The sequence below is a fragment of the Ignavibacteriota bacterium genome (assembly GCA_016716225.1).
Classification (GTDB): Bacteria; Bacteroidota; Ignavibacteria; order Ignavibacteriales; family Melioribacteraceae.
The window spans coordinates 1,580,375-1,592,734 of sequence record JADJWT010000001.1; the positions used below are offsets into that span (position 1 = coordinate 1,580,375).

Here is a 12,360-nt window from a genome sequence, read left to right on the forward strand (position 1 = left end):
AATATTTACCTAAAGTCGATTTTAATTATTAGACAACTTATCTAATAAAATTATTTCATAAATTTACTATCAAAAATATTTACTAATATCGAAAGGAATTAAAATGAAGAAATTGTTGGCTTTTTTAATTGTTTTACAAGTTTTTTTTCTTGCATGTAATGAGAAAACCGAAAACTCAGAAAATATTCCGGCCGGAATGCAAAAAATTACAGTTACTGAGCATATGAACGGCGGCGGTTATACATTTTTAAAAGGTGACGAAAACGGGCAAGAATTTTGGGTTGCTATAAGACAAATGCCGGTTGAAAATGGTGAAACTTATTATTTCAAAGATGCTATGGAAATGAAAAATTTTGAAAGCAAATCGCTTAACAAAACTTTTGCAAGTATTTTATTTGTTAATGAAATTTCAAAATCAGCTACTTCTGAACAAAAGCAAATTCCGCAAATGGCTGCATCTTCAGATCATACAAAACCAAAAGTTGAAGCTTCTTCAAATATTTCAGTTGAACATTTATCGGATGGAAAAACTGTTGAAACAATTGCAAAGGATAAAAAAAATCTATCTGGTAAAAAAATTAAAATTAAAGGTGTTGTTACAAAATACAACGGCGGAATTATGGGAAGAAATTGGATTCATATTCAGGACGGAACAAAATTTGGCGAAACAGTTGATATTACAGTAACTTCAAATCAAGATGCAAAAGTTGGAAATACAATAATAGTTGAAGGATTTCTTGCATTAGATAAAGATTTTGGCGCTGGATATTTTTATGATATGATTATTGAAGATGCATCAATTGTTGTGGAAAAGGAAATTTAACTTTAGAAAAAAAATCGTAGAGATTTGATTATTCAAATCTCTACAAAAATTTGAATTCTATATTAAATCATTTCAATCAAAGATTTATCATAATCTTCTACATTTTCATAACCTAGTAAATTTAAAATTGTTCCAGCAATATTTGTTAATCCAGGAGTATCAATTTCTGCCATTTTATATTCGCCGTTAAAATTCGGATCATAAATTACAAACGGAACCGGATTTAATGTGTGGGCAGTTTTTGGAGTTTTCACACCCTTGCTAACCGTAAACATTTCATCTGCATTTCCATGATCTGCAGTAATTAAAGCAATACCGCCAAGTTCATCAATTACCGGAAGAAGTTTTGCCAAGCCGTCATCAACAGCTTCAACAGATTTTATTACAGCCTCCATAACTCCGGTATGACCAACCATATCACCATTCGGATAATTTATTCTTCCAAATTGATATTTGCCGGATTTTAAAAGTTCGATTGTTTTATCAGTAATTTCATCTGCTTTCATTCTTGGAGCTTTATCAAATTCAATTTTATCAGAAGGAATTTCAACGTATGTTTCTTTATCTTCACAAACGTAACCGGATTTATTTCCGTTCCAAAAATAAGTTACGTGACCGTATTTTTGTGTTTCAGAAATTGCAAAAGTGTTTAATCCTTCCGCACACATATACTCACTGATACTTCTATCAATCTTTGGCGGATTAACCAAATAATTTTTCGGAATATGCAAATCACCATCGTATTCCATCATACCCGCATAAAATATTTTAGGTACGCGAACTCTATCAAATTTATCAAAATTTTCTTCTTCAAAAGCGCGTGAAATTTCAATTGCACGGTCGCCTCTAAAGTTGAACATTACAACCGCATCGCCGTCTTCAATTATTCCAATTGGTTTTTCATTTTCATCAACAATTACAAACGGATCTAAATATTGATCAATTTTTTCAGATTCTGCATAAAATTTATTAATTGCTTCAGTTGCACTTTTAAACTTTCTTCCAATCCCTAAAACATGAGCTTCCCATCCACGTTTAACAATATCCCAATCAGCGTTGTATCTATCCATTGTTGTAATCATTCTTCCGCCGCCGGAACCAAAATTATAATCAAAACCTTGTTCAGCGGAAATTTTCTTCAATAATTCTTCGGTTGGATTTATATAATTCGGTGCTGATCTTCCGGGAACGTCTCTTCCATCAAGCAAAGCGTGAATTCTTAATTTTTTCACTCCGGCTTCTGCACATTTGCTTATTAAAATAAAAAGTTGTTTTATATGAGAATGAACATTTCCATCCGAAAGTAAACCTAAAAAGTGAACAGTCTTTCCAGATTTCCCAATTTCCAAAACTCTATTCCAATTTTCTGATTTGAAAAATTCTCCAGTTTCAATTGAAATATTTACAAGTTTTGCACCTTGAGCAAATACGCGACCAGCACCAAGTGCATTGTGTCCGACTTCACTATTTCCCATATCGTCATCACTCGGTAAACCAACCGCTGTACCATGAGCTTTTAATCTTGTTTGATTTGGAAGTGTTAAAATTTTATCTAAGTTTGGAGTTTTAGCTAAATAAACGCCATCACTTTCATCTTGTTTACCAAAACCAACTCCATCCATAATTACTAATAAAACCGGACCTTTTCTTGGTTTGAAATTTTTTAATTTTTCTAATTTTAAATTCATTTTTAAATCCCGCATTTTATATTTATAAATTCAAATGTAAATATACCATTGGAGAAAGGATTAAACAATTTTATACTTTTTGAATAGAGATTTGTGAAATATTCAATTTGTCATTCATGCAATCTATTAGACGGAATCTAAAAAATTATATTTTTCGGAACGATAATCTGTTTTGTTTACCTTTTATAAATTCATAAATGATTATATATTTAAAAAAACCTTTAAAATAATATGAACGAATTAATTTACCACTTTTTTGATGACGATGATTTTTTGAGAATTTCTAACAAAATTTCTGAAATTGAACTTACAACTTCCGGAGAAATTAGAGTTAACATAAAAGAAGAAAAAAAGTTCAGTGAACGAAATTCAACTTTGCGTGCTTTAGCTGAAAAAGAATTTTATAAATTAAATATGCACCAAACAAAAGACAAAACCGGAATTCTTCTTTTTTTCATGTTAGGTGAAAGAAAATTTTATATTCTTGCCGATAAAGGAATTAATGAAAAAGTTGAAACAAATGTTTGGAAAGATGTTAGTAAGGAAATTGAACAAAAATTTAAAATTGGACATTTTTCCGAAGGAATAATTTCCGGAATTGAAAAAGTTGGAAAAATTTTGAGTGAACATTTTCCTCTAAAACCCGATGATGTAAATGAATTGACGAACAAAATTGTCCTACCTAATTAGAAAGTTTTCCTAATGCTTAACAGAAGAAATTTTATTGGAAAAAGTTTTATCGCCGCAATCGGAACATTTTTATTTCCCAAATTAATTTTAGCTAAAGAAAACGAAAATATTTTGGAATACAAACCAACTCCGGAAAATTGGAAAAATGATCAAATAAATATTGCGTGGATTGGTCATTCTACAATTTTAATAAATTTTTACGGAACAATAATATTAACGGACCCAATTTTGCTTAATAGAATTGGGATGAATATTTTGGGCATTAGTTTCGGTCCAGCAAGATTAACTCCGCCGGCATTAAGTTTTGAAGAAATTCCTAAGCCAGATATAATTCTTTTATCACACGCACATTTTGATCACACAGATTATAATTCATTGAAGAAAATCACGAATAAATTTCCTAACCAAATTGATGTGATAATTGCATTTTTAACAAAAGATGTAATTGAAGATTTAAAGTGGAAATCCATTTCTGTAATTGATTGGAACGAAAAAATTGAAATAAGTAATCTTAAAATAACTGCGTTGGAAGTTGAACATTTTGGCTGGAGAGTTCCTTGGGAAAAGGACAGATCTCGAGGATATTTAAAAGATGGAAGAAGTTATAATGCATATTTGATTGAGAAAAATGGGAAATCAATTTTATTTGGCGGCGATACAAGAAATTCAAAAAAATTAGAAATTTTGAAAGATAAAAATCTCGATATTGCGATTATACCGATTGGGGCTTATAATCCTTGGACGTATGCTCATTGCAATCCGGAAGAAGCTTTAATTATGGCAGAAAATATTGGTGCAAAATATTTTATTCCAATTCATACAAAAACTTTTAAACTTGGTGCAGAACCATTTGAAGAACCAATCGATTGGTTAAAAAAATCTGTACAAAATTATAAAATTGAATTAGGACTTGATTCTATTGGTCAAACTTTTACTATAACTTAATTTTAATTTTTCCGTTTTCAAAAACAACATGCTGAATTGAAATTCCAGCAATAATTAAAAGCAAACCAATAACTGAAGATTCTAATATTTTTTCATTCAAAAATAATGCAATAAAAATTATTGAAAGAAACGGAGAAAGATAAACCAATGTTGCGGTTTTCGCTTTGTTCAAACTTAATTGTAAACCTTTTAACCAAAGGAAAAAAGTAATTCCCATCTCAAACAAGCCGACGTATATTGCTCCGAATAAGTAATTGTAATTATTAAGTTTAAATTCATCAAATAAAAGCACATAAAAGAAAATTAAAATTGTACCAAAAATAAATCCCGAAAATAATTTAACTAATTCTGGGCGTGAATCTTTCAAATTTAAAATCCAATAAATTGACCAAATAAAAGGACTAAATACAGCAAGCGCAAGTCCTAAAGTATTTTCAAATTTAAACGTGAAAATCTCTCCTTTAGTTCCAATTACAATTACGCCGGCAAATGCAAGTATAATTCCCAAAATAATTCTTGTCGTAAATTTTGAGTTCAAAAATAAAACTGAAAATAAAGTAATTATAATAGGCCAGATATAGTTTAAAATCATTGCTTCTTGTGCCGGTAAAAGCGCATAAGCTTTCAACACAACTAAATAATAGAAGAACGGATTTAAAAATCCGAGCGAAATATTTTTAAGTATATATTTTTTCGAAAATATTTTTTTTAATTCATTTGAATAACTTTTGAACGAAAGTAAAAATAAAATTATGCAACTAACAACAGATGAATAGAATAATAGCTGAACGGTATTCATTCCATTTAAAGTTAACTTAAATGCAGTTGCTGCAGTTGACCACAAAAGAACTGCGCTAATTGTTAGCAAGAAAGATTTTTTTCGTTGTTCCAATTTGTTATTCTGTTTAAATAAATTGATAACTTAAAATAAAATATTTTTCGATCGGATTTTCGGTTTTATTTTTTGTGGACATTCAGATTTATAAAAAGATTATGATTTAAAAATATCATCCAAATCAATATTTTAAAAAATGTCAAGTTTGAAGAATAATTTTTATATCTTACTCTTAAACTTAATCTTTCTCATATTCACAAATTTTTAACAATGAGCAAATTTTCAAAAATAAATCCAAAAGATTTACTGAAACCGGTTAATATGCTTAATCTATATGCTCAAGGCGCATTTCCGATGGCTGATGAAAATAATGAAATTAGTTGGTATCAGCCAAAAGAAAGATGTATAATTTTAATGGAAAAATTTAACATTCCCAAATCGCTGAAAAAATTTATGTCAACTTCTGAGTTTGAATTTCGGTTTGATGAAAATACAATTGAAGTAATTAGAAATTGTGCAAATAGAGAAACAACATGGATATCAGAAGAATTAATTTCTGCATATTTAAATTTGGCAAAACTTGGTTACTTACATTCCGTTGAAGTTTATCAGAAAAATATTTTAGTTGGCGGTTTGTATGGAATTGCAATCGGCGGAGTATTTTTTGGCGAATCAATGTTTTCAAAAGTTTCACAAGCAAGCAAATCAGCACTTTCAGTTTTACTCACGCATCTTAATAAAAAGAAATTTATTTTTTTGGATGTACAATTTCCCACACCACACTTAAAAATGTTTGGAACAAAAGAAATAGATTTTGAAGAATACAATAAAATTTTGGAAGAAGCATATTCAAAAGATGTAAGTTTTCTTTGAGAACTGAGCGAACCATCAACTAAAATCTTTGTGTTTTTTGTAATTAAGATTTTCTTTAAAGCAACATTTACCAAACTAAATTGTCTTTTATATAAACAAATAATAAAAAGTTTGAAAACTGATTCTGATAAAATTATACAATTCACTTTGCTCTATAATCGGTATAAAAAAAATTTATACAATTTTCTTTTGAGATTATCGGGTGATGAAATGATTGCTGAAGATATTGTGCAATCTGTTTTCTTAAAACTTTATGAAAACTTTGAATCAGTAAAAAATTTAGAAAGTGCAAATTATTGGATATTCAAATCAGCGCGGAATGAATATTTCAATGTGTACAAAAGAGAAAAAAGGCAATCTCATTTTGATGAAAATATTATTGAGAATAAAAAAGATGAATTTGAACTCGAGAGTTTTATTGAGCTAAAAGAAATGAAAAAATTAATTCTTTCTGAATTGGATAAAATGGAATTTGAACAAAAAGAAGTTTATCTACTAAAGGAATACGGCGGACTTTCTTACAAAGAAATTGCAGAAACTATGGGAATTGATATTGATCTTGTAAAAAGCAGACTTTACAAAGTGCGACAAAAATTAATAAATAAAATTTCAAAATTAGTATAATCAAAAATTGTCATTCCCGAATGTTTTTATCGGGAATCCAGAAGAAGAGATAGATTCCGTTTGAAGAATGACGGAATGAGAGTAGAAAAAAATGTCATGTCGAACTTGTTTTTTGTGAGACATCTCATTTCAGAGTTTTCTCCCTTCGATAAATCGAAGGTTCGAAATGACAAATTAAATTTTGAGAGAAAAATTATGAGTACAGAAAAAGTGAAAGAAATTATAAATCAATATTTTGATAATGAACTAAACAAAAGCGAAGAAATATTTTTGTTCACGCAATTATCACAAAACGAAGAAGCAAGAAATTATTTTAAGGAAATGAATTTGCTGAATTCAGTTATAAAAGAAAGCGTAGAAGAATTTCCACAAAATTTAGATGAAAAAATATTTTCAAAATTGAAACATGAAAAACAAATTCCAATACACTTTAAAAATTATAACAAACTTTTTAGTTATATGACTTACGGATTTGCACTTTTACTTCTTGCACTTTCATTTTTCTTTTACAATGAATCAATGCAGTATAGAAATAAATTGGAATTATCGTTTCAGCAGATAAATCAGCAAAACCAAATGATACAAGTTTTATTTAACACGTTGCCACAAGCGGAAGTTAGAGGAACAATAGAAAACGCAATTGTGGTAACTCCAAAAATGTGAGGAGAAAATGAAAAAGATAATTTTTTTATTAACAATTTTTTTTATGATTAGCTGCAATAACCAAAAAGATGAAATTGAAATTATTCTTAATTATGATCAGATATTTTTAAAAAGCGATAAGGTTGATAAAAAAATTGATGCCGAAAATGTTGGAATAAATGTCGATGAAATGCAAAAATTGTTTGATTTTAAAAGTTTATTTGAATTGTTAAAACAAGGTCGACACAAATTTATTTATAATTTAATGATAAATGAAAACGGTAAAGTTCAGTTTCTTAGACTTATAAAAAGTATAAATCAAAACTTTGATAAGAGTTTAATTCAGTTAGCAAAAAAATGGAAATTTATTCCAGCTGAGAAAAATTCACAAAAAGTTAAAAGTCAAGTAAATTTGATTATAGTTTTGAATTATGACTCCAAAGGTGAATATAAGTTAGAATTATTTTTTGATTATGAACATTCTGCGACATTAAATTTGCTTAGTGAAAATTATTTTGAGGAGTATTTTCAAGCTGTAGAAGAAATGCCTTCTCCAATTGGTGGAATTCAAGCAATTCAGCAAAAAATATTTTATCCGGAATTAGCAAGAAAAGCTGGAATTGAAGGTCGTGTTTATTTAAAAGCATTTATTGATGAAAACGGAAATGTAGCTTCAGCAGAAATTATCAAAGGTTTAGATGGCGGATTAAGTGAAGCTGCGATGGAAGCAGTAAAAGCAACAAAATTTGAACCCGGAAGGCAAAGAGGTGTTCCAGTAAAAGTACAAGTTTCAATACCAATTTTATTCAAATTAAGTAACGATGAAGTAAAGAAATAAAGGAGTGTAAAATGAAAAAATTAAATAAAATTTTTACCATCATATTGTTATCGTCTTTTGTAATATTTGCGCAAGAAGAACTTGATAAACTGCCGGAAATTAAAGGTGGAATTCCAGAACTTGCAAAAAATATTAAATACCCCGAATCATCAAAGAAAGAGGGAATTGAAGGAAAAGTTTTTGTTAAAGCAATAATTGATGAAAATGGAAAAGTGGAATCTACAGAAGTTGTAAAAAGTGTAAACAAAGAATTGGATGAAGCAGCAATATCTGCAATTAAATTAACAGAATTTATTCCCGGTGAAAAAGATCGAAAATTTGTAAAAGCGGAAGTTGCAATTCCAATTAGTTTTAAGTTGAACGATAAAAAATAGATTTATGCAAAAGATGGGATCTCTAAAACTATAATTGGAATTTGGGGATCACATCTTCATTTTCGTGGAAATCCCATCTCACAAATCATAAAAAAACATACAAGAGATGTAATCTTAAGGGATAGATTTTTAAAAATTTCACATAGCATAAAAATAACACATCAAATCTTATTTTTGAATCTCATCTTATAATTTATTAATATTGGCTCCAAAATAATTAAGAAATTGTCATATCACAGGGGGTGTTATGCCGAGATCATATTCTCAAAAAGTAAAACAATCGATTGAAAACATGTACCGTCACCAAGCGCAATCAAAAAAAGACGGTAGTTACTTGCAGGATTTATTAATAGCTAGATCCAAATTGGAAGATTATCACGAAGTTTTGAAATGGCTAAACCAAAACGGATATAAAGTTTTTAAAGGTGGAATAGTTGTAAAAAAAGGTGATAGAATTGTTGAAAACTTTATAAGTAATGCATATTAAAAAAATTACCTCAGATATTAAAAGATGGGATATCTAAATCAATATATGAAGCTGGGATCGCGCCTTTTGCATTTGTAAGGAAAAATTTTTTCAATAATCTTTTCTAAAGTAAATCAAATTTAACTCCGCCAATAATCCATCTTCCCGGTAAAGGAACTCCGAGAATTTCTTGAAAAGTTTTATTCAATAAATTAGAAACTTTGAAAAAAACATCAAAATGTAAAATCGTTTTTTGCAATTTGGTATCAATTGTAAAATGATCTTCAAAATTTATTCTGTCTTCATAATTTATCGACCAGCTTTGCTTAATATCCAAAAGAAGATTATTAAAAATTTGCACATTTAAATCATTTCGTAAATATTCTAAATTATAACGCGATTGATTTCCCAAATTAATTTTATCAGAGTTTAAATAAGTATAATCGATTTTTATTTTATCAAAAATATTATTGGTGATATTTTTTAGATTTATTGAAAATCCCAATTCAAAACCGTTTGTATTTATTTTGGTTAAATTTTTCGCTTTCCAAATATTAGTTTCTTCATTCAGAACATAATCAATTAAATTTTTTCCTTCTTTTCTAAAAACAGAAAAATTACTTTCCCCGAAATCTGATAAATAATTCAAACCAATTTCATAATTCATTGATTCTTCAGGATTCAAATTTGAATTTCCCAATGTAACCGGATCTTTGTAAAATAATTCTGTGTAAGTCGGTATGCGAAACGCTTTTCCAAAATTTGCAAATATTTTTAAATTACTTTTGTGAGAATATGACAAATCAATTCCAGGCCAGAATTTAAAATTTAGCGATGAATATTTATAAGCAAACCCGGCAATGCTGATATGGATTTTATCAATTGGCTTAAAAATTTGCTCGATAAAAATTCCTTTTTTTTCTCTTTCATGATTTCCAAGATTATTACTTTCAATTATATCTTTTGAAAATTCAATTCCGAAACTTGTAACTTCTCCAAATAGATTTAGAGAAGTTTGAATTTCTCCGCCAAAAGAATTTGTTGTATGAATATTTTTATAAAATGATTCATCAAATTTATTTAGTACAAACTCATCATTGTAATTTCGCCAATACAAATTTGGTTTTATTTTGATTTTGAGTAAATCAACATCTGCAGAAATTGAAGCAAAATTTGTTTTAACTTTTTCTGCTTGATTTGGAAAACGAATTGTATAAAAACTATTTGCACCAAAATTTTTATCTGAATATCCATAAATTGTATTTAGAATTGCATTGGAAAATTTGAATGAATTGTTAACGGAAAAAATATAATTTTCAAATTCAGTATTAGTTCTGTAACCATCAGATTTGGACTTTGTAAATGTTAAATTGTGAAATGTACTTCCTAAATTTTGTGAAGCATTAAATCCAAAATTGTAAAAATTATTTTCACCGCCACTAAGATCAATTCCTAAATTATTTACTCCACTTTTTTTTGTAATAAAATTTATAACTCCGCTGAAAGCATTTGCGCCATATATTTGCGAACCTTGTCCCTTTAAGAATTCCACCCTTTCAATTTGAGAAAAATTTATCGGTAAATTAAAATTATGATGTCCGGTTTGCGGATCAATTAATTTTATTCCATCAATTAAAATTAAAGTTTGCTCAAAACTTCCTCCGCGAATTGAAACATCAGCTTGAACATTTTCCGGTCCACGCTGTTTTAAATCAATTCCGCTTATTTGATCACACAATTCTTGAATATTTGTAACGGGAAGATTTTTAATTTCTTTGGTTGAAATTATTTCAATACTTCTTCCTATTTCTGAAAATGAAAGCGGAATTCTGTTTGATGAAACAACAACAGAATCAATTTTATAATCAATTATTTTTTGAGAAAAATTATTTTTTACGAAAATGAATATTAAAAATATTAGTAAAATTTGTTTCATTGATTCCTTGTTAAATTAATTTGAAAATGTAAATCAGAAAAAATGATAGAGTTTTTTTTGAGATATTTTGGGATAATTAAAAATGAAGTAAGAAAAAGATTAGGATTAAGAATAAGATTAAATGAAAAAATAAAGAGGCTGAAAATTAATTCAACCTCGTGAAATTCTAGAGTAAAAATCTAGGGAAAAAAACAAAGAACAAAATTTTAATTTTTACAAACTTGCAATATCTGTATAAATAACATAAGCCATAAACATTAGCAAAATTACAAATCCAAAATTTTGTATTGCCAATTTTATTTTTATTGGAAGTTCTCTTCTAATAATTCCTTCGATTAAAATAATTACAAAATGTCCGCCATCTAAAACTGGGAAGGGCATAATATTAATTATTGCCAAACTTAAACTTAGTAATGCTAAAAACATTAAAAATGGAATTATTCCAGCATCAGCAGATTGTGAAGCAAACTTAGCAATTTTAACTGGACCGCCGAATGAATTTTCAAAAGCAATATCTCCGCGAATTACATTTCCTAACATTTTAAATGTTAGTGCAGTATATCCGCCAATATTAGAAACACTTTTTACAAAGGATTCACCTAAAGAATAATCTTTTCTCTCAACATCACCTAAATATGCATCACCTATATTAATTCCAATTAATCCGTTTGAGCCCGGAGTAACATTTGCTAAAATTGTATCTTTTTCTCGCAAAACTTTTATAGGTAATTCAACTTCTTTATTTGATGAAATTATAGAAATTACTTGTTGAGTCGATTTTATTTTAGCATTGTTTATATCTAAAAATATATCTCCACTTTTTAATCCGGCTTTTTCTGCTGGGGAATCTTTCATAACATTGCTGATTAATGGTTTTGTATCTCCAATTGGAAAGAAATCTGATTCTTGTGAAGCTTTTGATAAAATATCTCTTGGCGCAGTAAAATCAAATTCGCTGCCGTTTCTTTCTACAACAACGGTTACATTTTTTCCAAGATTTTCAATCAATAAAGAATTTAATAAATTTTCCCAATCATTTACTTTTGTACCGTTCACAGAAATTATTTTATCAAAAGATCTAAATCCGGCTTCATAAGCAAGCGTTGTGTCAGCAACTTCACCAAGTGAAGTAGTCTTCATTATTTGTTTTCCTTGAAAATAATTTACTCCCCAAAAAATTGCAATCGCGAGAAGTAAATTCATCAAAACTCCGGCGGTAATTACAAATAATTTTTGATAAGTAGGCTTAGCTCTGAATTCATAAGGTTGAGGTTCTTCATTTGCAAATTTTGTATCAAAACTTTCATCAACCATTCCGGCAATTTTTACATATCCACCCAAAGGTAATAGACAAAGTTTATAATCCGTATGACCTTGTATATCCAAATCTTTTGCAAGATTGCCAAATGTAAAACCATTTATTTTATTCCAGCCGAATAAACGTTGTCCAAATCCAATAGCAAATGCATCTGTTCGCATTTTGCAAATTCGTGCTGCTAAAAAATGTCCTAATTCATGAACAAAAACCAAAATAGCAATTGTTATTATGAAATAAATTATTGAGTTAACCAAATTATCTCCACTTATTAAAAAAAATTTAAGAAAGTTAGATTAACGATTTAAGAT

General features: G+C 28.4%; 12 protein-coding genes and 1 pseudogene. 9 read left to right on the forward strand and 4 right to left on the reverse strand.

From position 1 onward, the window contains the following. The first annotated feature begins 103 nt into the window (after positions 1–103). Positions 104–823 (forward strand): DNA-binding protein, encoded by a 720-nt coding sequence (locus IPM32_06670; GenBank protein ID MBK8944944.1) that lies wholly within the window; start codon positions 104–106, stop codon positions 821–823. Between the two features lie 62 nt (positions 824–885). Here the strand turns inward: IPM32_06670 and IPM32_06675 are convergent, their stop codons facing one another. Then, positions 886–2,511: a 2,3-bisphosphoglycerate-independent phosphoglycerate mutase gene (locus IPM32_06675; protein ID MBK8944945.1), complete on the reverse strand. Its 1,626-nt coding sequence runs from the start codon at positions 2,509–2,511 to the stop codon at positions 886–888. Positions 2,512–2,742: 231 nt separating this feature from the next. Here IPM32_06675 and IPM32_06680 point away from each other — a divergent pair, with 231 nt between their 5' ends. Together IPM32_06680 and IPM32_06685 are read left to right on the forward strand one after the other, a co-directional pair. Continuing rightward, complete coding sequence (locus tag IPM32_06680) at positions 2,743–3,201, forward strand: TPM domain-containing protein (protein MBK8944946.1); 459 nt, start codon at positions 2,743–2,745, stop codon at positions 3,199–3,201. Positions 3,202–3,213: 12 nt separating this feature from the next. Then, positions 3,214–4,146 carry an MBL fold metallo-hydrolase gene (locus IPM32_06685; protein MBK8944947.1) on the forward strand — a complete coding sequence of 311 codons (933 nt, stop codon included), beginning with the start codon at positions 3,214–3,216 and terminating at the stop codon, positions 4,144–4,146. On the opposite strand, the pseudogene IPM32_06690 reads toward IPM32_06685, so the two are convergent. Further along, positions 4,136–5,005: pseudogene (locus tag IPM32_06690) on the reverse strand (DMT family transporter). The gene IPM32_06685 and the pseudogene IPM32_06690 sit on opposite strands and share 11 nt — an antisense overlap. Before the next feature lie 246 nt (positions 5,006–5,251). Between IPM32_06690 and IPM32_06695 the strand changes: the two are divergent. From IPM32_06695 to IPM32_06720, 6 genes are all read left to right on the forward strand, one after another. Next, positions 5,252–5,854: a leucyl/phenylalanyl-tRNA--protein transferase gene (locus IPM32_06695; GenBank protein MBK8944948.1), complete on the forward strand. Its 603-nt coding sequence runs from the start codon at positions 5,252–5,254 to the stop codon at positions 5,852–5,854. A gap of 111 nt (positions 5,855–5,965) precedes the next feature. After that, a complete protein-coding gene (locus IPM32_06700; protein ID MBK8944949.1) occupies positions 5,966–6,478 on the forward strand; it encodes an RNA polymerase sigma factor in 513 nt (170 codons plus the stop codon). Between the two features lie 195 nt (positions 6,479–6,673). Further along, positions 6,674–7,141 (forward strand): hypothetical protein, encoded by a 468-nt coding sequence (locus IPM32_06705; GenBank protein MBK8944950.1) that lies wholly within the window; start codon positions 6,674–6,676, stop codon positions 7,139–7,141. A gap of 7 nt (positions 7,142–7,148) precedes the next feature. After that, positions 7,149–7,958: a TonB family protein gene (locus IPM32_06710; protein MBK8944951.1), complete on the forward strand. Its 810-nt coding sequence runs from the start codon at positions 7,149–7,151 to the stop codon at positions 7,956–7,958. Positions 7,959–7,969: 11 nt separating this feature from the next. Continuing rightward, on the forward strand, positions 7,970–8,332 hold the full coding sequence (locus tag IPM32_06715) for an energy transducer TonB (protein ID MBK8944952.1): 363 nt from the start codon (positions 7,970–7,972) through the stop codon (positions 8,330–8,332). 247 nt (positions 8,333–8,579) lie between these two features. Next, positions 8,580–8,819: a hypothetical protein gene (locus IPM32_06720; protein ID MBK8944953.1), complete on the forward strand. Its 240-nt coding sequence runs from the start codon at positions 8,580–8,582 to the stop codon at positions 8,817–8,819. A gap of 103 nt (positions 8,820–8,922) precedes the next feature. Here IPM32_06720 and IPM32_06725 read toward each other — a convergent pair whose 3' ends face one another. Both IPM32_06725 and rseP read right to left on the reverse strand, forming a co-directional pair. Beyond that, positions 8,923–10,734: a TonB-dependent receptor gene (locus tag IPM32_06725; GenBank protein MBK8944954.1), complete on the reverse strand. Its 1,812-nt coding sequence runs from the start codon at positions 10,732–10,734 to the stop codon at positions 8,923–8,925. Positions 10,735–10,947: 213 nt separating this feature from the next. Next, a complete protein-coding gene (gene rseP / locus IPM32_06730; GenBank protein MBK8944955.1) occupies positions 10,948–12,306 on the reverse strand; it encodes an RIP metalloprotease RseP in 1,359 nt (452 codons plus the stop codon). Positions 12,307–12,360: the final 54 nt, after the last annotated feature.

Excerpts from the sequence above, each read along its gene's own strand:
- IPM32_06670 (MBK8944944.1), top strand. The coding sequence starts at position 104 with ATGAAGAAATTGTTGGCTTTTTTAATTGTTTTACAAGTTTTTTTTCTT.
- IPM32_06675 (MBK8944945.1), bottom strand. The coding sequence starts at position 2,511 with ATGAATTTAAAATTAGAAAAATTAAAAAATTTCAAACCAAGAAAAGGT.
- IPM32_06680 (MBK8944946.1), top strand. The coding sequence starts at position 2,743 with ATGAACGAATTAATTTACCACTTTTTTGATGACGATGATTTTTTGAGA.
- IPM32_06685 (MBK8944947.1), top strand. The coding sequence starts at position 3,214 with ATGCTTAACAGAAGAAATTTTATTGGAAAAAGTTTTATCGCCGCAATC.
- IPM32_06695 (MBK8944948.1), top strand. The coding sequence starts at position 5,252 with ATGAGCAAATTTTCAAAAATAAATCCAAAAGATTTACTGAAACCGGTT.
- IPM32_06705 (MBK8944950.1), top strand. The coding sequence starts at position 6,674 with ATGAGTACAGAAAAAGTGAAAGAAATTATAAATCAATATTTTGATAAT.
- IPM32_06710 (MBK8944951.1), top strand. The coding sequence starts at position 7,149 with ATGAAAAAGATAATTTTTTTATTAACAATTTTTTTTATGATTAGCTGC.
- IPM32_06715 (MBK8944952.1), top strand. The coding sequence starts at position 7,970 with ATGAAAAAATTAAATAAAATTTTTACCATCATATTGTTATCGTCTTTT.
- IPM32_06720 (MBK8944953.1), top strand. The coding sequence starts at position 8,580 with ATGCCGAGATCATATTCTCAAAAAGTAAAACAATCGATTGAAAACATG.
- IPM32_06725 (MBK8944954.1), bottom strand. The coding sequence starts at position 10,734 with ATGAAACAAATTTTACTAATATTTTTAATATTCATTTTCGTAAAAAAT.